At 69.7% G+C, this 20,170-nt stretch carries 17 protein-coding genes and 1 pseudogene; 11 read left to right on the forward strand and 7 right to left on the reverse strand.

The window, feature by feature from the left end; all coding sequences use genetic code 11:
* Nucleotides 1-45 precede the first annotated feature (45 nt).
* Both ACZ9QC_RS29685 and ACZ9QC_RS29690 read right to left on the reverse strand, forming a co-directional pair.
* Complete coding sequence (locus tag ACZ9QC_RS29685) at nucleotides 46-1,254, reverse strand: alpha/beta hydrolase (RefSeq protein WP_472915916.1); 1,209 nt, start codon at nucleotides 1,252-1,254, stop codon at nucleotides 46-48.
* Nucleotides 1,255-1,379: 125 nt separating this feature from the next.
* On the reverse strand, nucleotides 1,380-2,036 hold the full coding sequence (locus ACZ9QC_RS29690; protein WP_472915917.1) for a TetR family transcriptional regulator: 657 nt from the start codon (nucleotides 2,034-2,036) through the stop codon (nucleotides 1,380-1,382).
* 99 nt (nucleotides 2,037-2,135) lie between these two features.
* Here ACZ9QC_RS29690 and ACZ9QC_RS29695 point away from each other — a divergent pair.
* A pseudogene (locus ACZ9QC_RS29695) lies at nucleotides 2,136-3,789 on the forward strand (MFS transporter); the annotation flags it as partial.
* A 259-nt stretch (nucleotides 3,790-4,048) separates the two neighbouring features.
* Nucleotides 4,049-4,354, forward strand: coding sequence for a small hydrophobic protein (locus tag ACZ9QC_RS29700; protein WP_230211969.1), 306 nt, complete (start codon nucleotides 4,049-4,051; stop codon nucleotides 4,352-4,354).
* Nucleotides 4,355-4,471: 117 nt separating this feature from the next.
* Here the strand turns inward: ACZ9QC_RS29700 and ACZ9QC_RS29705 are convergent, their stop codons facing one another.
* Complete coding sequence (locus ACZ9QC_RS29705) at nucleotides 4,472-5,227, reverse strand: potassium channel family protein (protein WP_472915918.1); 756 nt, start codon at nucleotides 5,225-5,227, stop codon at nucleotides 4,472-4,474.
* Between the two features lie 72 nt (nucleotides 5,228-5,299).
* Nucleotides 5,300-8,047, reverse strand: a complete 2,748-nt coding sequence (aceE, locus tag ACZ9QC_RS29710) for a pyruvate dehydrogenase (acetyl-transferring), homodimeric type (RefSeq protein ID WP_316728802.1) — start codon at nucleotides 8,045-8,047, stop codon at nucleotides 5,300-5,302.
* 436 nt (nucleotides 8,048-8,483) lie between these two features.
* Between aceE and ACZ9QC_RS29715 the strand changes: the two genes are divergently transcribed.
* The 6 genes from ACZ9QC_RS29715 (at nucleotide 8,484) to ACZ9QC_RS29740 (ending at nucleotide 13,171) form a co-directional block, all read left to right on the forward strand.
* Nucleotides 8,484-8,924, forward strand: coding sequence for a DUF3052 domain-containing protein (locus ACZ9QC_RS29715; protein ID WP_033527287.1), 441 nt, complete (start codon nucleotides 8,484-8,486; stop codon nucleotides 8,922-8,924).
* 206 nt (nucleotides 8,925-9,130) lie between these two features.
* Entirely contained in the window at nucleotides 9,131-9,589 is a 459-nt protein-coding gene (locus tag ACZ9QC_RS29720) for a peroxiredoxin (protein WP_184894666.1), read from the forward strand.
* Nucleotides 9,590-9,702: 113 nt separating this feature from the next.
* Nucleotides 9,703-10,278, forward strand: a complete 576-nt coding sequence (locus ACZ9QC_RS29725) for a calcium homeostasis/redox stress adaptation protein (RefSeq protein ID WP_472915919.1) — start codon at nucleotides 9,703-9,705, stop codon at nucleotides 10,276-10,278.
* A gap of 199 nt (nucleotides 10,279-10,477) precedes the next feature.
* Nucleotides 10,478-11,053: a TerD family protein gene (locus ACZ9QC_RS29730; protein ID WP_033527290.1), complete on the forward strand. Its 576-nt coding sequence runs from the start codon at nucleotides 10,478-10,480 to the stop codon at nucleotides 11,051-11,053.
* Nucleotides 11,054-11,178: 125 nt separating this feature from the next.
* A complete protein-coding gene (locus tag ACZ9QC_RS29735) occupies nucleotides 11,179-12,324 on the forward strand; it encodes a DUF475 domain-containing protein (protein WP_472915920.1) in 1,146 nt (381 codons plus the stop codon).
* Between the two features lie 109 nt (nucleotides 12,325-12,433).
* Nucleotides 12,434-13,171 (forward strand): TerD family protein, encoded by a 738-nt coding sequence (locus tag ACZ9QC_RS29740; protein ID WP_472915921.1) that lies wholly within the window; start codon nucleotides 12,434-12,436, stop codon nucleotides 13,169-13,171.
* Nucleotides 13,172-13,237: 66 nt separating this feature from the next.
* Here the strand turns inward: ACZ9QC_RS29740 and ACZ9QC_RS29745 are convergent, their stop codons facing one another.
* Nucleotides 13,238-14,083 carry a TerD family protein gene (locus tag ACZ9QC_RS29745; RefSeq protein ID WP_217179560.1) on the reverse strand — a complete coding sequence of 282 codons (846 nt, stop codon included), beginning with the start codon at nucleotides 14,081-14,083 and terminating at the stop codon, nucleotides 13,238-13,240.
* A 190-nt stretch (nucleotides 14,084-14,273) separates the two neighbouring features.
* Here ACZ9QC_RS29745 and ACZ9QC_RS29750 point away from each other — a divergent pair, with 190 nt between their 5' ends.
* From ACZ9QC_RS29750 to ACZ9QC_RS29760, 3 genes are read left to right on the forward strand one after another with little or no spacing between them, the layout of a single operon-like run.
* Nucleotides 14,274-15,440, forward strand: coding sequence for an HpcH/HpaI aldolase/citrate lyase family protein (locus ACZ9QC_RS29750; RefSeq protein ID WP_472915922.1), 1,167 nt, complete (start codon nucleotides 14,274-14,276; stop codon nucleotides 15,438-15,440).
* 59 nt (nucleotides 15,441-15,499) lie between these two features.
* On the forward strand, nucleotides 15,500-18,064 hold the full coding sequence (locus tag ACZ9QC_RS29755) for a phosphoribosyltransferase (RefSeq protein ID WP_472915923.1): 2,565 nt from the start codon (nucleotides 15,500-15,502) through the stop codon (nucleotides 18,062-18,064).
* On the forward strand, nucleotides 18,064-18,894 hold the full coding sequence (locus ACZ9QC_RS29760) for an HAD family hydrolase (protein WP_472915924.1): 831 nt from the start codon (nucleotides 18,064-18,066) through the stop codon (nucleotides 18,892-18,894). The genes ACZ9QC_RS29755 and ACZ9QC_RS29760 overlap by 1 nt, the downstream gene beginning before the upstream one ends.
* A gap of 14 nt (nucleotides 18,895-18,908) precedes the next feature.
* On the opposite strand, the gene ACZ9QC_RS29765 is transcribed toward ACZ9QC_RS29760, so the two are convergent.
* Together ACZ9QC_RS29765 and ACZ9QC_RS29770 are read right to left on the reverse strand one after the other, a co-directional pair.
* Complete coding sequence (locus ACZ9QC_RS29765) at nucleotides 18,909-19,616, reverse strand: DedA family protein (RefSeq protein ID WP_472921848.1); 708 nt, start codon at nucleotides 19,614-19,616, stop codon at nucleotides 18,909-18,911.
* Between the two features lie 97 nt (nucleotides 19,617-19,713).
* Nucleotides 19,714-19,932, reverse strand: coding sequence for an FmdB family zinc ribbon protein (locus tag ACZ9QC_RS29770; protein WP_472915925.1), 219 nt, complete (start codon nucleotides 19,930-19,932; stop codon nucleotides 19,714-19,716).
* Nucleotides 19,933-20,170: the final 238 nt, after the last annotated feature.

A 20,170-nucleotide genomic window follows, 5' to 3' on the forward strand; every position in this document is an offset into this window, starting at 1 on the left:
AGTCCCGACCGAGGCGAACCGCACTTTTCTCCTCCTCTACGCGCGTCAGGCCGCAGCGCTGTCGGACAGACCTGTCAGACACGCGTCGTTCTCCGACGCGCACCGCACCGACTCGTACGCGCCGATGCCGATCTCGGCGAAGTTGCGCAGACTCTCGGTACCCGGCTCGAAATAGCCGCTGTGTCCCTGGGCGTCGGCCGCCGACAGGATGCGCGCCCCGAACTCCGTGGAGACCGGGTCGGCGCCGTGGCCGAGCCCGCCGACCTCCAGGTAGGGCACGTCCTGGACCCAGTCGTCGGCGTCCCGCATGGCCCACACCCGGGCCGCCGTCCGCAGTTGCCGGACCGAATCGGCGCGCATCCCGGGGCTGCCCGCGACCGCGATGTCGGTGACCCGCGACGGCAGCGAGCGCGCGGCGACCCCGCACACCACGGAGCCGTAGCTGTGGCACACCAGCGCGACGGTGGAGCCGCCGGGCAGGCTCCGCACCAGCCCGTTCAGCCGGACCGAGCCCTGTTCGGCCCGCAGCGCGGTCGCCGAGTCCAGGCCCAGGCCGTCGGGCGCGGTGTAGTCGGCCCAGGCGATGACGGCCGTACGCGTCCCGCGGCTCGCCGCGCGCTCGGCGTCGTAGAGCGACTCGGCCATGCCGACGGGGGCGGAGTACCGGCGGTTGGTGCGCTGGAAGTTGATCACGTTGGTGTCGACGCCGGGGACGACGATGGAGACGCGCTCGGCCTTGTCGAGGTCGCCGAAGACCTCGGCGACCCGGCCGTTGCCCTTGGGGTCGAACGCGAGGATGTGCCGGTTGCGCACGGCCAGCATGTCGAAGCGGTGCATCCGGCGGCCGGCCTCGAACCGGCCGGTCTCGGAGAGCCGCTTGTCGTGCGTGCGTTCCCGTTCGTGTCGGCTCTGCTGCTTCAGCGCGATGCGGTTGGCCCGGTACCGCAGTTCCACGGGCGCGCCGTTCATGTTGCCGACGGCGAGTGGATAGCGGTGGGCGAGCCGGGTGCGCTGCGGTGCGGTGAGCGAGGCGAAGAAGGCCGCCAGGCGGTGCGGGGGCGATTCGGCGTCCGGCAGTTCACGGCCGTCGAGGTGTCCGCTCTGCCACGCGGAGAGCGACGCCTGGAGCGGCGACTTCTCTCGGTGGCTGCGGATCGCGGTCCAGCCGGTGGTCGCCAGCATCACGAAAACCACGGCCAGCGCCAGTAGTGCGCGCCAGACGTTCAGTTGCGGGGAGGAGTCGAAGGAAGTCACTGAAAGGACACACTAAGAGAACGGAAGGGTCTCGCGTTAACGGAGTGAGGGGGATCACGTTTCGATCACGCCCGTTCCGTACGGTGCGCAGAGAAGGTCCCATTGATGCCCTTGCTGAATTCTTTTCAGTCATTACGCCACTTTTCGGCCAATGAGGGGCGCAGGGCGTCCAGGTGTGCGGCGGTCAGCTCGCGCATCGCCTCCATGCTGAGGTCGCCGCCCAGCGCCCACAGTCGTTCGGTGACGCGCATGACGCCGGCGAACACCGCCACCGCCACGCGCGGCCGGGGGTCGGTCGCCACGTCCAGCCCCTCGCGCTCGGCGATGATCCGCTCGATCTGTCGCCCCACCTCGTCCGCCCGGCGCAGATGCGCGGCCAGCAGGGCGGGCGTCGACTCGACCATGCCGTACGCGCGCAGGTGGAGGTCGAGCGGAACGATCTGGCCGACGGCCGCGCCGAAGGCGTCCCAGCCCTCCAGGACGGCGTTGCGCATCGCCTCCAGCGGGGCCTCGTGCGGGGGCCGGGCGCGCACGGCCGCCAGGAAGTGCTCGTGGGTGAGGCTCACGACCGCGAGCGCGGCCTCCTCCTTGCCCGCGAAGTACCGGAAGAAGGTGCGCTGCGACACATCGACGGCCTCGGCGATGTCGTCGACCGTCGTCGCCTCGTACCCCCGCGTCGTGAACAGCTCCAGCGCCGCCCGCAGCAGCGCGTCGTGGGTGCGCTGTTTCTTCCGCTCGCGCAGCCCGGGCCGCTCGTCCGCCGTCGCCGCCGCAGTCTCCATGAACCCTCGTTTCCACCCGCCCTTGCGGCGAGTGACGTGTCAGTTACCGACTTGTGAATTGGTTTGTCAACTGTCAGTGGCTGTCATTAGCCTCGCGGCATGACTAGTCAGACCACTGTCGACAAGACGGGACCGGGGGACAAGGCGCCAGGCGTCCCGTCGGACCCGACGACGAACCGGGGCCGGGGCCTGCGCGGCCATCCCTGGTTCACCCTCCTCACCGTGGCCGTCGGCGTCATGATGGTCGCCCTCGACGGCACCATTGTGGCGATCGCGAACCCGGCCATCGCCAAGGACCTGGGTGCCACCTGGGCCGATGTCCAGTGGATCACCAACGCGTACTTCCTCGCCCTCGCCGTGACGCTCATCACCGCGGGCAAGCTGGGCGACCGCTTCGGCCACCGCCAGACCTTCCTCATAGGCGTGGTCGGCTTCGCCGCCGCCTCCGGGGCCATCGGCCTGTCGGACTCGGTCGCCTTCGTGGTGACCTTCCGTGTCTTCCAGGGCCTGTTCGGCGCGCTGCTGATGCCCGCCGCGCTCGGTCTGCTGCGCGCCACGTTCCCCGCCGAGAAGCTGAACATGGCGATCGGCATCTGGGGCATGGTCATCGGCGCCTCCACCGCGGGCGGCCCGATCCTCGGCGGCTTCCTGGTGGAGAACGTCAGCTGGCAGTCGGTGTTCTGGATCAACGTCCCGGTCGGTGTCCTCGCCGTTGCCCTGGGCGCCTGGATCCTGCTGGACCACCGCGCCGAGAACGCCCCGCGCTCCTTCGACGTCCTGGGCATCGCCCTGCTGTCCGGAGCCATGTTCTGCCTGGTCTGGGCGCTCATCAAGGCCCCGGAGTGGGGCTGGGGCGACGCCCGGACGTGGACCTTCCTGGTGGTCTCCGTCGTCGGCTTCGCGCTCTTCGCCTTCTGGGAGACGAAGGTGAAGGAGCCGCTCATCCCGCTGGCCCTCTTCCGTTCCGTACCGCTCTCGGCGGGTGTCGTCCTGATGGTCCTGATGGCCATCGCCTTCATGGGCGGCCTGTTCTTCGTGACGTTCTACCTCCAGAACGTGCACGGCATGAGCCCCATCGACGCGGGTCTGCACCTGCTTCCGCTCACCGGCATGATGATCGTCGGCTCGCCGCTCGCCGGCGCGCTGATCACCAAGGCCGGGCCGCGCGTCCCCCTGGCCGGCGGCATGGCCCTCACCGCGATCGCGATGTACGGCATGTCGACGCTGGGGACCGACACCGGCAGCGCCGTGATGTCCCTCTGGTTCTCCCTCCTCGGCCTCGGCCTCGCCCCGGTGATGGTCGGCGCCACCGAGGTCATCGTCGGCAACGCGCCCCTGGAGCTGTCCGGTGTCGCCGGCGGTCTCCAGCAGGCCGCGATGCAGATCGGCGGCAGCCTCGGTACGGCCGTGCTGGGCGCCGTGATGACGTCCAAGGTGGACAGCGACTTCGCGGGCAACTGGAAGGACGCGGGGCTCCCGCCGCTCGACGAGGCGCAGCTCGCCCAGGCCAAGCAGGCCGTCCAGCAGGGCGCGGCCCCCGTCGCCGAGGGCACCCCGGCCGAGATCGCCGCGAAGATCACCACGGTCGCGCACGACACGTTCATCTCCGGCATGAGCCTGGCGTCCCTGGTCGCCGCCGGGGTGGCCGCGGTCGCCGTCCTCGTGGCGTTCCTGACCAAGCGCGGCGCGAACGCCGAGGCGGGTGCCGGAGCGGCGCACATCTAACAGCTCCGCCCCTGCTTCACGCGCCGGTTTCCGCCCGCGTTCGCCTATCAGGGTGACAACGCTGAAGATCGCTTCCACCCCGTACGCGCCGCAGGTCACAGTGGGTCAAGTCCTCCGCACGGCATGGTCGTTCGACCGCGGAGCGACCCGGGGGTCTGCGGCGCGCTGCCGGAGGGGGGCAGCGCGCGCAGAACGGCTCCGTCAACCCTCCCCGGTTTCAAGCACTCCTCCTGGGTACTCGCCATCTCGTACTCGAACTGACCGCGAGGATCCGGGAGTTGTTGACTATGGCGGGCTTCGGACACGGTACGCGCAGGCACCCCCGCTCACGTGGCCGGACGTGGTCACGGACCGGGCCGGATCGCGCGACCCTCGGGATCATCGGAGTCATCTGCGCTGTCGCCGGATTCTTCGTCCTGGGCATCGTCCTGGGACCCGTGGCGGTCCTCTGCGGCTGGCTGGCGATGAACCGCACCTGGTCCGGCGCCCGCCCCGTCCCCGCGATCATCGCGGTCGTTCTGGGTGCGATCGACACGATCCTGGCGATCATCTGGCTGGCGGGCGTGACCGGCCCGGGAACGGGTCTCGTCTGAGCGTGCGGCCCGGTGGGGATGAGCAGCACGGGGCGCAGCCCCTGCTTTTCAGGGGCGCGGGGAACTGAGCGAGAAGCCCCACCCACCCGCACCCGACAACGCACCCGCATCCCACCCTCACGGGCGTCCCTCCGGCACCCCCTCCACCCCCTTCAACGACGCCACCTCCGCCCGCAACAGCCGAACCTCCTTCGCCAGTTCCGCTATCGCGGCCGTCTGCCGCCGTTCCTCCGCGTCGTCCTTCTCGAAGCGCGCTATGAACCACGCCGCGATGTTCGCGGTCACCACACCCAGCAGCGCGATCCCGGACAGCATCAGCCCGACCGCCAGCACCCGCCCCAGCCCGGTCGTCGGCGCGTGGTCCCCGTACCCCACGGTCGTCATCGTCGTGAACGACCACCACACCGCGTCGTCCAGCGTGTCGATGTTCCCGCCCGGCGCGTCCCGCTCCACGGACAGCACCGCCAGCGACCCGAACATCAGCAGACCGAGGACCGCCCCGCCGACGTACGTCGTGAGCCTTATCTGCGACGCCATCCGCGCCCGCTGTCCGACCAGCAGCAGCGTCGCCACCAGCCGCAGCAGTCGCAGCGGCTGGATGATCGGCAGCACCACGGCCGCCAGGTCCAGCCACCGCGACCGTACGAACTCCCACCGCCGCTCGGCGAGGATGAGCCGGATGACGTAGTCGAGCGCGAACGCGCCCCACACCCCCCACTCGGCGACGTCGCACCACCACTCCACCTCCGTGCTCGCGTCAGGCCGGACGATCGGCACGGCGTACGCGACGGCGAACACCAGGGCCAGACCGAAGAGCGGACGCTGGGTGCGCTGTTCCCAGTGGAGCTGTGCCGAGACCGATCGCTGCTTCATGGCGGCATCGTAGGAAACGTGAAGGGGTGGTGAACCCACCGGTTCACCACCCCTTGACATCCAGGCCGGATGCTAGGCGTCGCCGCCCGCGGCCCCCGGGTCCGCCGCCGCCACGTCGAGCAGCTGGTAGCGGTCGATGGCCTGCTTCAGCACCGAGCGGTCCACCTTGCCCTCGCGCGCCAGCTCGGTCAGCACGGCGACCACGATCGACTGCGCGTCGATGTGGAAGAAGCGCCGGGCCGCGCCCCGGGTGTCCGCGAAGCCGAAGCCGTCCGCGCCCAGCGACTGGTACGTGCCCGGCACCCAGCGCGAGATCTGGTCCGGCACCGACCGCATCCAGTCGGAGACGGCCACGAACGGCCCCTCGGCGCCGCTCAGCTTCCGCGTCACGTACGGGACCTGCTGCTCCTCCTCGGGGTGCAGCAGGTTGTGCCGCTCCACCTCGACCGCCTCACGGCGCAGCTCGTTCCAGGAGGTCGCCGACCAGACGTCCGCCTTCACGTTCCAGTCGGCGGCGAGGATCGCCTGCGCCTCGACCGCCCACGGCACCGCGACACCGGAGGCGATGATCTGCGCGGGGATCGAGCCCGCCTCGCCGGCCCGGTAGCGGTGGATGCCCTTGAGGATGCCCTCGACGTCCACGTCCGCCGGCTCGGCCGGGTGCTGGATCGGCTCGTTGTAGACGGTGAGGTAGTAGAAGACGTCCTCGCCGGGCTTGCCGTCCGCGGTCTCGCCGTACATCCGGCGCAGACCGTCCTTCACGATGTGCGCGATCTCGTACCCGAACGCCGGGTCGTAGGCGACACAGCCCGGGTTGGTGGACGCCAGCAGCTGCGAGTGCCCGTCCGCGTGCTGCAGACCCTCACCGGTCAGCGTCGTACGGCCGGCGGTCGCGCCCAGGACGAAACCGCGGGCCAGCTGGTCGGACATCTGCCAGAACTGGTCACCGGTGCGCTGGAAACCGAACATCGAGTAGAAGACGTAGACCGGGATGAGCGGTTCGCCGTGCGTCGCGTACGCCGAACCGGCGGCGATCAGCGAGGCCGTGCAGCCCGCCTCCGAGATGCCGTCGTGCAGCATCTGCCCGGTCGGGGACTCCTTGTACGCGAGCAGCAGATCGCGGTCCACCGCCTCGTACTGCTGGCCCAGCGGGTTGTAGATCTTCGCGCTCGGGAAGAACGAGTCCATACCAAAGGTGCGGTACTCGTCGGGCGCGATCAGCACGAACCGCTTGCCGATCTCCTTGTCCCGCATGAGGTCCTTCAGCAGTCGGACAAACGCCATGGTCGTGGCGATCGACTGCTGACCGGAGCCCTTCTTCACACTCGCGTACGTCTTCTCCTCCGGCAGTGCCAGCGGCTTCGCCCGCACGACACGCGTCGGGACGTACCCGCCGAGCCCCTTGCGGCGGTCGTGCATGTACTGGATCTCCTCGGAGTCGCGCCCGGGGTGGTAGTACGGCGGGGCGCCGCTCTCCAGCTCCTTGTCGGAGATCGGCAGGTGCAGCCGGTCGCGGAAGCGCTTGAGGTCGTCGACCGTCAGCTTCTTCATCTGGTGCGTGGCGTTGCGGCCCTCGAAGTTCGGACCCAGGGTCCAGCCCTTGACCGTCTTCGCCAGGATGACCGTCGGCTGGCCCTTGTGCTCGTACGCCGCCTTGTACGCCGCGTAGATCTTGCGGTGGTCGTGACCGCCTCGGCCCAGGTGCAGGATCTGGTCGTCGGTCATGTTCTCGACCATCGCGCGCAGCCGGTGGTCGTCACCGAAGAAGTGGTCGCGGATGTACGCCCCGGTCTCCGTGGCGTACGTCTGGTACTGGCCGTCGGGCGTGGTGTTCATCCGGTTGACCAGCACACCGTCGCGGTCCTGCGCGAGCAGTGGGTCCCAGGAGCGGTCCCAGACCAGCTTGATCACGTTCCAGCCGGCGCCCCGGAAGACCGACTCCAGCTCCTGGATGACCTTGCCGTTGCCACGCACCGGGCCGTCGAGGCGCTGGAGGTTGCAGTTCACGACGAACGTCAGGTTGTCGAGGCCCTCGCGCGCGGCGAGGGTGAGCTGGCCGAGCGACTCCGGCTCGTCCATCTCGCCGTCGCCGAGGAACGCCCAGACGTGCGACTTGGAGGTGTCCGCGATCCCGCGCGCCTCCATGTAACGGTTCATCCGCGCCTGGAAGATCGCGCCCAGCGGGCCGAGGCCCATGGACACGGTCGGGAACTCCCAGAAGTCCGGCATCAGGCGCGGGTGCGGGTAGCTGGACAGGCCGTAGGGCGCCTTGGACTTCTCCTGGCGGAACGCGTCGAGCTGCTGGTCGTCGAGCCGGTCCAGCAGATAGGCGCGGGCGTAGATGCCGGGGGAGGCGTGGCCCTGGAAGAAGATCTGGTCGCCGCCGTCGCCCTCGTCCTTGCCGCGGAAGAAGTGGTTGAAGCCCACGTCGTAGAGGGAGGCGGAGGACGCGAAGGTCGCGATGTGACCACCGACGCCGATCCCGGGCCGCTGGGCGCGCGAGACCATCACGGCGGCGTTCCAGCGGGTCGCGTTGAGGATCTTCCGCTCGATCTCCTCGTTGCCGGGGAAGAACGGCTCGGCCTTGGTCGGGATGGTGTTGACGTAGTCCGTGCTGCGCATCTCGGGCACGGCCACGCGCTTCTCGCGGGCCCGCTCGATGAGCCGGAGCATCAGGTAGCGCGCGCGCTCACGGCCGCGCTCGTCCACGGCGGCGTCGAGCGAGTCGAGCCACTCCTGGGTCTCCTCGGGATCGAAGTCAGGGACCTGACTCGGAAGGCCGCCAATGATGATCGGATTGCGATCGGATCCGGAAGCCACGCTGTTCCTTAGCTGTCAGAGGGCCGCTCTTCAATGGTTCTTCTGGGGGTTCCGCAGGGGTTCTTCTGGGGGTTCTCTAGGTGCCTGCACCGCCCCCCATCGTGTACCTCGGGAACGCAAACGTCATCTCTACCGAGAGGTAACCCGGGCGGTCACCGGCTCGACAAAGGTAGTAAAGGTATTCGATGCTCGTACCCCCGGATGGTTGCTGAATGCACAAAAAGGGCAGAACGGTGTGGCGTGCGTCACGTGAGGCTGTGAATCCGCGTAGAGAGTTGCGGTGACACGGCCCGGATCGTCACCGTTTCGGCGGTCTCCAAGGCTGGGTACTTGCGCGATCCGCCCCGCCCGTGTGGACTACGGCCAATGCTTCGCGCACGCGCGTGGCTGATTCCCCAGGGGGCGACCCCACCCGAACATGATCAGGAGGCAACCCGTGAGCGCGACCGCGGACCACGCGGAGGAGCGGACGAACCCTGCCGCAAGGCTGGGGTTCCAGCCCGAGCAGGTGGTCCAGGAGATCGGCTACGACGACGATGTCGACCAGGAGCTCCGCGAGTCCATCGAGGAAGTCGTAGGCAGTGAGCTCGTCGACGAGGACTACGACGACGTGGCCGATGCCGTCGTGCTGTGGTTCCGAGACGACGACGGCGACCTGACGGATGTGCTGGTGGACGCCACCACGTACATCGAGGAAGGTGGCTCGATCCTGCTGCTGACGCCCAAGACCGGGCGAGACGGCTATGTGGAGCCCAGCGACATTTCGGAGGCCGCGACGACTGCGGGGTTGTCCGCGTCGAAGAGTGTCAGCGTGGGCAAGGACTGGAGCGGAAGCCGCCTGGTCACGCCGAAGGCGGCGAAGTCCGGCAAGAGGTGACGTGACGCTGCCGCTCTGGCTCGGCAGGTTCGCCTGAGAGCTCGGGGCGAGCTGCGCGAGGGTGGCCGCGGGTTCGCCGTGGCTTGTCGCGCAGTTCCCCGCGCCCCTGGAGGCGGGCCCCTTAGGGGCCACCCCTCCAGGGGCGCGTCGTTTCCCGTGCGTAGGCTGGCTCACCCGAACAGTCCATGAAGGGACTCAGGTAGATCATGGCGATCCAGGTCGGTGACAAGGCCCCCGACTTCGAGCTCAAGGACAATCACGGCGCCACCGTGCGGCTCTCGGACTTCCGGGGCGAGAAGAACGTGGTGGTGCTCTTCTACCCCTTCGCGTTCACCGGGGTGTGCACGGGCGAGCTGTGCGAGCTGCGGGACAACCTGCCGAAGTTCGTCAACGACGACGTGCAGCTGCTGGCCGTGTCGAACGACTCCATCCACACCCTGCGGGTCTTCGCCGAGCAGGAAAGCCTGGAGTACCCGCTGCTGTCGGACTTCTGGCCGCACGGCGAGGTCTCCCGGGCGTACGGCGTCTTCGACGCGGACAAGGGCTGCGCGGTGCGCGGCACGTTCATCGTCGACAAGGAGGGCCTCGTCCGCTGGTCGGTCGTCAACGCCCTGCCCGACGCCCGCGACCTGAACGAGTACCTCGCGGCCCTCGACACCCTGTGATTCTTCGGTTCCACACCCTGCGAGGAACGGGAACCCGTCACTAGGATCGACACGTTGATCCGACACCAACGCACGACGGGGCTCCCCGCCCCTGAAACCAAACGGAGGACTTCGTGGGAGTCAGCCTCAGCAAGGGCGGCAACGTATCGCTGACCAAGGAGGCGCCGGGCCTGACCGCGGTCATCATCGGACTGGGGTGGGACATCCGCACCACGACCGGCACCGACTTCGACCTGGACGCCAGTGCCCTGCTGCTGGACGCGTCGGGCAAGGTCAGCAGCGACGCCAACTTCATCTTCTTCAACAACCTGAAGAGCCCGGACGGCTCGGTGGAGCACACCGGCGACAACCTCACCGGTGAGGGCGAGGGCGACGACGAGCAGATCAAGGTCAACCTCGCGACCGTCCCGCCCGAGATCGAGAAGATCGTCTTCCCGGTCTCGATCTACGACGCCGAGAACCGACAGCAGTCCTTCGGCCAGGTCCGCAACGCCTTCATCCGCGTGGTGAACCAGGCGGGCGAGGCGGAGATCGCCCGCTACGACCTCTCCGAGGACGCCTCCACCGAGACCGCCATGGTCTTCGGCGAGCTCTACCGGCACGGCGCCGAGTGGAAGTTCCGCGCCATCGGCCAGGGCTACGCCTCGGGCCTGCGCGGTATCGCCCAGGACTTCGGTGTGAACGTCTGAGTCACGGGGGAGGACCCCCGTGCGCCACAGACGCACGGGGGAAGACCTCCGTGCGCCACAGACTCACCACGTCCGGCGCCGCTGTCGACACCGACCGCGGCGCCGGACGCGCTCGTACGACGAGGGCGGGCGGCCCGCGCGTACGCGACAACTGAACAGTTGAGCAACCGCAGCTCGAAAATCGGGGAGGACCAGCACCATGGGCGTCACACTCGCCAAGGGAGGCAATGTCTCCCTCTCCAAGGCCGCGCCGAACCTCACACAAGTGTTGGTCGGACTCGGCTGGGACGTCCGGACCACCACCGGAGCCCCCTTCGACCTCGACGCCAGCGCGCTGCTGTGCCAGGGCGGCCGGGTGCTGGGGGACGAGTGGTTCGTCTTCTACAACAACCTCAAGAGCCCGGACGGCTCGGTGGAGCACACCGGCGACAACCTCACCGGCGAGGGCGACGGCGACGACGAGTCGCTGATCATCGACCTCTCCCGGGTGCCGGCCACCGTCGACAAGATCGTCTTTCCGGTCTCCATCCATGACGCCGAGAACCGCGGCCAGGCCTTCGGGCAGGTCAGCAACGCCTTCATCCGAGTGGTCAACCAGGCCGACGGCCAGGAACTCGCCCGCTACGACCTCTCCGAGGACGCCTCCACCGAGACCGCGATGATCTTCGGCGAGGTCTACCGCTACGGCGGCGAGTGGAAGTTCCGCGCGGTGGGACAGGGGTACGCGTCCGGCCTGCGGGGCATCGCCCTCGACTTCGGGGTGAACGTCTCGTAGCGCTATATGCGCAAAAGCCGGGGCCGTGTGGGGTGTGAGAGGTACCCGACTAGACTTCGGGTTCAAAGTTTCGCAAAGCCGCGCGCGGCGCGGGGGAACCCCGTACACACACGATTGGGTAGCCAGTGGTTCTGAAAACCTTCGGCTGGTCGTTCGCGGTCACCGCGCTCGGCTTGGTAGCAGCTGTTCTCTATGACGGATGGACGGCGCTCGGGCTCGTCGCGATCCTGTGCGTCCTGGAGATCTCGCTGTCGTTCGACAACGCGGTGGTCAACGCCGGGATCGTGAAGAAGATGAATGCCTTCTGGCAGAAGATCTTCCTCACCATCGGCATCCTGATCGCCGTCTTCGGTATGCGGCTGGTCTTCCCTGTCGTGATCGTGGCGATCAGCGCCCAGCTGGGTCCGATCGAGGCCGTCGACCTCGCGCTCAACGACAAGGACCAGTACCAGCAGTACGTGACCGACGCCCACCCGTCGATCGCGGCGTTCGGCGGTATGTTCCTGCTGATGATCTTCCTGGACTTCATCTTCGAGGACCGGGACATCAAGTGGCTGACCTGGCTGGAGCGTCCGCTGGCCAAGCTCGGCAAGATCGACATGCTGTCGGCCTGTATCGCGATGATCGTCCTGCTGATCACCTCGATGACCTTCGCGACCCAGGCCCACCAGCACGGCGGCACCCATGTCGACAAGGCACAGACCGTCCTGCTCTCCGGACTCGCGGGTCTCATCACCTATCTGATCGTCGGCGGGCTCTCCGGGTTCTTCGAGAACCGGCTGGAGGAGGACGAGGAGCGCGAGCACGAGGAGGAGGAAGCGGCGGAGCGCGCGGGCAAGCCCCGTTCGGCCGTGGCCCTCGCGGGCAAGGCCGCGTTCTTCATGTTCCTCTACCTGGAAGTCCTGGACGCGTCCTTCTCCTTCGACGGCGTCATCGGCGCCTTCGCCATCACCAACGACATCGTCCTGATGGCGCTGGGCCTCGGTGTCGGCGCGATGTACGTCCGGTCGCTGACCGTGTACCTGGTCCGCCAGGGCACCCTCGACGACTACGTGTACCTGGAGCACGGCGCGCACTACGCGATCGGTGCCCTCGCCGCGATCCTCCTCATCACCATCCAGTACGAGATCAACGAGTTCATCACCGGTTCCATCGGCGTCATCCTGATCGCCTGGTCCTTCTGGTCCTCCGTCCGCCGCAACAGGGCGCTGGCGGCCGAAGAGGGAAAGGCTGATGCCGCCGACAAGGCGGAGGTCTCCTCCGGGGTGTGATCACCCGTGAGGTGAGGGCAGGCTCTGAGCGGGGCGGCCGACGAGGATGCGTCCTCGTCGGCCGCCCCGCTGGTGGTTGACGCGACGACACGGCAGGTGTGGGGCGGGCATGAGTTTTCTGGACAACCTGTGGCGCGGGCGGGCCTCGGAGTTCGACGCGGGCAACGCGGCGACCAACGCGATCGAGCTGACCAAGCGGCACCAGAAGGTGTCCCTCTCCAAGCAGAACGCGGCCGCCGGCCATCTGCGGGTCAACCTGTCCTGGCGGATGCGGACCTCCGACATCGGCGCGCCCAAGCGGCAGAGCGTGCTGCGGCACCCCTTCAAGGCCCTCAGGCCCGAGGAGGTGCAGGCGCACAGCCAGAGCATGGTGAACGTCGACCTCGACCTCGGCTGCCTCTACGAACTGGCCGACGGCTCCAAGGGGGTCGTCCAGCCCCTGGGCGGCTTCCTCGGCGACATCAACGAGGCGCCGTACATGCGGCTGAGCGGGGACGACCGGTTCGGTTCCGGGTCCGGCGAGACGATGTACATCAACCTGGACCACCGGGACCAGTTCAAGCGGATGCTGGTCTTCGTCTACATCTACGACCAGACGCCGGCCTTCGACCGTACGCACGCGATCGTGACGCTGTACCCGAGCAACGGGCCGCGGATCGAGATAGGCCTGGACGAGCGGCATCCGCAGGCCCGGTCCTGCGCGGTGGTGATGATCGAGAACGTCAAGGGCGAGATCACCGTGCGCCGGGAGGTGAAGTTCGTCTACGGCTTCCAGGCCGAGCTCGACCGGCTGTACGGGTGGGGGCTGCAGTGGGGGCGGGGCTACAAGACCAAGGCGGAGCGCTGACGCCGGTCCCGGGGCGCGGTTCCCCGTGCCCCGAGGGGCGCTGACGCGCCCCTCGGGGGCAACCCCTCAGCGGCCGATGAACTGAGGGCCCTGCGGGGGCAGGCGGAAGTTCGGGTCCAGGGCCGCCGCCGTGGGCTGCGGGTAGCCGTAGGCCGGGCCGTTGGTGGTGGCGGGCGTCGGCTGCGGGTGGGGGTAGCCGTAGGCCGACTGCTGGGTCGGGGCCGCCGGGGGGTAGCCGTACGCGGGCTGGGACGGAACGCCCGTCGGGGGCTGCTCCGGAGGCAGCGGGGCCGAGATCTCCGGGGCCGGGGTCTGGGTCGTGGCGTCCTCGTCGGCCGTCGCGGCCGCCGCCTCCGACTCGTCGACCGAGATGCCGAAGTCCATGGCGAGGCCCTGGAGGCCGTTGGTGTACCCCTCGCCCAGCGCGCGGAACTTCCAGCCGCCGCCCCGGCGGTAGAGCTCGCCGCAGATCAGGGCGGTCTCGTCGCCGGTCTCCGGCTTGATGTCGAAATACGCCAGCGGTTCGGCGTCCGCGACGGTGGCGTCGTACAGCAGAATGCGCAGGGACCGTACGCGGCCGAAGGGGACGGGTTGCCCGGAGGCGTCGTCGGCGGAGGCCACGAGGAGAATCTGGCCGACGGCGGACTCGACACCGGCCAGATCGGTCTGGATGGTGTCGGTGAGGCCTTCGGCCACACGCTTTTTGCCGAGTCGCCACACCTTGCCCGAGGGGTGGCGTGGCTGGTTGTAGAAGACGAAGTCCTCGTCGGACCGTACGCGGCCGTCGGGGCCGAGGAGCAGCGCCGAGGCGTCGACGTCCGGGGCGTCCTGCCCCGGCGCCCAGCGCAGCACGGCGCGGACCGCCGTGGCTTCTACGGGGACGTTCGACCCCTTCAGCATCGCGTGCGTCATGCGGTCATCCTGCCCTCTCGGTCCTGATCACGACAACGCGGGGGCGGCGAACCGCCGGTGAGAACGTTCAGCGCCCGACACGGCCGGGTTACCAGAACTTCATGTCGGCCGGGAACTGATGTCACACATTTGTACGTACTATTACCGGCCACGATCGTGACCGGATGCCGAGCAAGCACGGGGGAACCACATGCGTCATTTCGGGCACATAGCCCCTGAGGAGCGGCGGCGTCTCTTCTACCGGGAGCCCGGCGTCTTCGACGCCGACTCCCCGGCCCGGGTGCTCGCCGCCGCGCTCGGGGCCACGCTCTACAGCCCGGCGACCCGGGAGCGGCTCGCCGACGACATCGTCAAGCAGGCCGGGCGCGGTGTGGTCTCCATGGTGCTCTGCCTGGAGGACTCCATCGACGACGCCGAGGTCGTGGGCGCCGAGGAGAACCTCGTCCGGCAGTTCACCGACCTCGCCGGCCGGGCGGACGTCGAGCTTCCGCTGCTCTTCATCAGGGTCCGATTCCCCGAGCAGATACCCGACCTGGTCAGCCGGTTCGGCCCGGCCGTACGGCTGCTGTCCGGTTTCGTGTTCCCCAAGTTCACCGAGGAACGGGGCGTGGCCTTCCTGGAGGCGCTCACCGCCGCCGAGGCCGCGAGCGGACGGCGGCTGTTCGGCATGCCGGTCCTCGAGTCGCCCGAGCTGATGTACCGGGAGACGCGCGTAGAGGCGCTCCAGGGCATCGCCCACACCGTCGACAAGTACCGCGACCGCGTCCTCGCGCTGCGTCTGGGCGTCACCGACTTCTGCTCCTCCTACGCGCTGCGCCGGGCACCGGACATGACCGCGTACGACGTCCAGATCGTCGCCTCCGTGATCGCCGACGTGGTGAACGTGCTGGGCCGCGCCGACGGCACCGGGTTCACGGTGACCGGGCCGGTGTGGGAGTACTTCCGGGTCCAGGAGCGGATGTTCAAGCCGCAGCTGCGCACCAGCCCCTTCCTGGCGAACCGTGCCGGGGAACTGCGCGAGTCGCTCATCGAGCACGCGCTGGACGGCCTGCTGCGCGAGATCTCCCTGGACCAGGCCAACGGGCTGCTCGGCAAGACCTGCATCCATCCCACGCATGTGCTGCCGGTGCACGCGCTGTCCGTGGTCAGCCACGAGGAGTACGGCGACGCCCAGGACATCCTGCGGCCCGAGCGGGGCGGCGGCGGGGTCCTGCGGTCCGCCTCCCGGAACAAGATGAACGAGGTCAAGCCGCACCGGGCCTGGGCGGAAAGGGTTCTGCAGCGCGCCGAGGTGTTCGGTGTCGCCAACGAGGACATCGGGTTCGTGGACCTGCTGGCCGCGGGCCTGCCCGACTGACCCCGCACTCGCCCGGCCGTCCACGGGCCGTACCGACCGCCGTACCGACTAAGGAATCGATGAATAACGCAGCGAACGACACGACCGGGGCCCGTGGCGGAGTCTGGTCCGGGTCCTGGGTCCGTGAGCGGCTCGGGGTCGAACTGGTCGGGGACGAGGAGCTGACCGGGCTCCTGGGGCTCGCGTTGCGGCGCAACCCCAAGCGGGCGCATCTGCTGGTGTCGAACGTCCTCGGCAAGCATGTGCCGCAGTCCCCGGCCGTCGTCCACGGGCACGGGTTCGCGCTGGGCCGCCGGGTGCGGCAGCTGCTGGGGGAGGACGGGGCGCGGGCCGCGGTCGTCCTCGGGTACGCCGAGACGGCCACCGGGCTCGGGCACTCCGTCGCGGACGGGGTGGGCGAGGCGCCCTACCTCCACTCCACCCGGCGTCCCGTCGAGGGGGTCGCCCAGGCCGGGGGCTTCGAGGAGTCCCACTCCCACGCGACCTCGCACCTGCTGCTGCCGGAGGACCCCGCGCTGCTCGCGGGGCCGGGGCCGCTGGTGCTCGTCGACGACGAGTTCTCCACCGGGAACACGGTCCTCAACACCATCCGCGCGCTGCACGAGCGGTATCCGCGGGAGCGGTACGTCGTGGTGGCGCTGGTCGACATGCGGTCGGCCGCCGACCAGGGGCGGCTGGCCGCGTTCGCCCGGGAGATCGGGGCGCGCGTCGACCTGGTGACCGCGGCGAAGGGGACCGTACGGCTGCCGGAGGGGGTGCTGGAGAAGGGGCAGGCACTCGTCGCGGCACACGAAGGCACACCGGCCGCGGCCGCGGGCACGAGCGTCGCGGCGCACGACAGCGCGGCGGGCACGGGCGCCGGAGTCGCCACCGGCGTCGACACGGCCGGGGGTCCGGCCGCCGGAGTCACGCGGATCGAGCTGGGCTGGCCCGCCGGCGTGCCCGACGGGGGGCGGCACGGCTTCACCCCCGCGCATCGCGCACGGCTGGAGAGCGCGTTGCCCGCCATGGCCGCGCGCCTCGCGGAGGCGCTGCCCCCGGGGGCCCGCCGGGTGCTGGTGCTCGGTTTCGAGGAGCTGATGTACGCCCCGCTGGCGCTCGCCCGGGAGCTGGAGAAGTCGGCCGCGGAACGGCTGGAGATACGCTTCTCCACCACCACGCGGTCGCCCGTCCTCGCCGTCGACGACCCCGGCTACGCGATACGCAGCCGCCTCGTCTTCCCGGCCCACGACGATCCGGCGGACGGGCCGGGGGAGCGGTACGCCTACAACGTGGCCGGCGGCGGCTTCGACGCCGTGGTCGCGGTCGTCGACTCCGCCGCGGACACGGCCGCGCTGCACGCCGACGACGGCCTGCTGGCCACCCTCGCCGCCCACGTGCCGGGCGTACTCCTCGCCGTGGTCCCGTCGTACGTCCCGCCGACCGTGCCGGCGCCCCCGACCCCGCACCTCCCCGAAAGGCCAGCCATGCTCCCCGAGCCCCTCCGCGGCCCCGACTTCTCCTCCTACGCCGCCGACGAGGTGGGCTGGCTGCTCCAGGATCTCTCCGACGTGACGCTGGAGGCGCCCACCGAGGAGCGGGAGGAGGCCATCCAGAGCGGGGGCGCGCACTACGCCGAGTCCCTGCCGGTCGAGTACCAGCCGAGCGAGCAGTACCAGGCCCTCTTCCACAGCGCGCTCGACACGTCCGCCGAACGCATCGCCGTGGCGGTGGGCGTGGTGACCGAGACCGTGCTGGCCGAGCGGTCGGCGCGGCCCGTCCTGGTGTCGCTGGCCCGTGCCGGGACGCCCGTGGGCGTGCTGATGCGGCGATGGGCGCGGCACCGCCACGACATCGAGGTGCCGCACTACGCCGTGTCCATCGTGCGGGGCCGCGGTATCGACGCCAACGCGCTGCGCTGGCTCGCAGCCCATCACGACCCCGCCGACGTCGTGTTCGTCGACGGCTGGACCGGCAAGGGCGCGATCACCCGGGAACTCGCCGCCGCGATCGAGGAGTTCGAGGCGTCCGACGGGATCACCGGGTTCGACCCCGAGATCGCCGTCCTCGCCGACCCGGGCTCGTGCGTGCGGACGTACGGCACCCGGGAGGACTTCCTGATCCCCTCCGCCTGCCTCAACTCCACCGTCTCGGGGCTGATCTCACGGACCGTGCTGCGCGCGGACCTCGTCGGGCCCGACGACTTCCACGGCGCCAAGTTCTACCGGGAGCTGGCCGGCGTCGATGTGTCGGTGGACTTCGTGGACGCCGTAGCCGCCCGCTTCCCGGACGTCGAGGAAGCGGTCGACGTCCGGACCAAGGAACTGCTCGCCGCCGACCGCACCCCCACCTGGGAGGGCTGGGGGGCCGTCGAGCGGATCAGCGAGGAGTACGGGATCCACGACGTCAACCTGGTCAAGCCCGGTGTCGGCGAGACCACCCGGGTATTGCTGCGCCGGGTACCGTGGAAGATCCTCGCGCGGGCCGGGGCGGGCGCGGACCTCGACCACGTACGTCTGCTCGCCGAACAGAGAGGGGTACCGGTGGAAGAGGTGGCCGAACTGCCGTACACATGCGTGGGGTTGATCCACCCGAAGTTCACGCGGGGCGCCACCGGCGCCGACGGCAAGGCGGTGGCGGTCTGATGCCGGGCCCCAGGGTTCTCGTCGCGAGCGATCTCGACCGTACGCTCATCTACTCGTCCGCCGCGCTCGCGCTGACCATGCCGGACGCGCGGGCGCCCCGGCTGCTCACCGTCGAGGTGCACGAGAGCAAGCCGCTGTCGTACATGACGGAGACGGCCGCGGGGCTGCTGGCCGAGCTGGGCGACACGGCGGTGTTCGTGCCGACCACGACCCGGACCCGCAAGCAGTACCAGCGGATCAATCTGCCGGGCCCGGAGCCGACGTACGCGATCTGCGCCAACGGCGGGCATCTGCTGGTGGACGGCGTCACGGACGTCGCCTGGCACGAGCGGGTCACCGCCCGGCTCGCCGAGGAGTGCGCGCCGCTCGCCGAGGTGCGGGACCATCTGGCGGCCACCGCGCACCCGACGTGGGTGCGCAAGCACCGCGTGGCCGAGGAGCTGTTCGTCTATCTCGTCGTCGAGCGTGAGCTGCTCCCCGAGGAGTGGGTGAAGGACCTCGCGGTCTGGGCCGAGAACCGCGGGTGGACCGTCTCGCTGCAGGGGCGCAAGCTCTACGCCGTGCCGAAGCCGCTCACCAAGTCGGCGGCGATGAGGGAGGTCGCTCGGCGGACGGGGGTCGAGTCGACCCTGGCCGCGGGGGACTCCCTGCTCGACGCGGATCTGTTGCTCGCGGCGGATCGGTCCTGGCGGCCCGGGCACGGGGAGCTGGCGGAGGCGGGGTTCATGGGGCCGGGGGTGACTGCGCTGCCCGAGCGGGGGGTGTTGGCCGGGGAGCGGATTCTTCGGGAGTTCTTGCGGGCCTCGCGCGGCCCCGCTCAGCAGGGGTAGGGGTTTCGTTCCGGTCAGGGGGTGGGGGTGCGGTGGTCGGCGGGCTGCGGGTTCGTCGTGGCTTGTCGCGCAGTTCCCCGCGCCCCTGAAGAGGGGCGGCTGCGCCTGCCCCTCTTCACAAAGCGGGTCGCCGTGAACGCCATGACCGCCAAAGCCGCGCCCGCCAGCACGATCTTCGAGTACGTCGAGACGATTGCCGTGACCTCTGTCCAGTTGGCGCCCAGGAAGTAGCCGGCCAGGACGAAGACCGTGTTCCAGATGGCGCTGCCCAGGGTGGTCAGCAGGGTGAAGACGGGCAGGGGCATGCGTTCCACGCCGGCCGGGACCGAGATGAGGCTGCGGAAGACCGGGACCATCCGGCCGAAGAAGATCGCCTTGGTGCCGTGCCGGAGGAACCAGGCCTCCGTCCGCTCGATGTCCGAGACCTTGACCAGGGGCAGCCTGGCGGCGATGGCGACCGTGCGGTCGCGGCCGAGGAGGGCGCCGACGCCGTAGAGGGCGAGGGCGCCGACCACGGAGCCCGCGGTGGTCCACAGCAGGGCGGCGAAGAGGTTCATCTGCCCGGTGCTCGCGGTGAAGCCGGCGAGGGGGAGAATGACCTCGCTGGGGATCGGCGGGAAGAGGTTCTCCAGCGCGACGGCGAGGCCCGCGCCCGGCGCCCCCAGCAGATCCATCAGACCGATGATCCACAGGGGGGCGCCGCTCATCGACTCCGCTTGCATGGCTGTCATGGGGGCACGCTAGGCAAACGAACCTGAAGGGAGCCTGAGGGGTGGGTGAACGATCGACGGGCGCGGTCCGTTGATCGAGGTGTGTTGATCAACCGCAGCAGCCACCACCGCAGCACCCGCCACCACCGCCCGCCCGGGGCGCCGGGGCGGACGCGGCGGCCGCCCCTCCGACGGCGACCGTCGACAGTAGTTTGACCGTGTCGGAGTGGCCCTCGGGGCAGTCCGCGGGGGCGGAGGACTCGGCCATCGGGCGGCTCAGTTCGAAGGTGTCGCCGCAGGTCCGGCAGCGGTACTCGTAGCGAGGCATGGGGTCAGGCTAACGGGCGTCGGGGGGGCGGCAAGGGGGCCGCGTTCTGCCCGGTCGGTCACACTGGCCAAATTTTCACGCTACCGACAGAAGCGTTTGTGAAAGTGACTGATAATTTGTGGTCGCCGTGTGGAGACCGGGAGGCCGGGGGAACAGGGGGCTCACTGCCGCGGGTGTGGCGGCCGTGACCATCCGTGCGGCGGTGCCAAGTGGGGAGGGGGGACAGTAGTGACCGCTG

The organism is Streptomyces sp. HUAS MS02 (genome assembly GCF_055702265.1).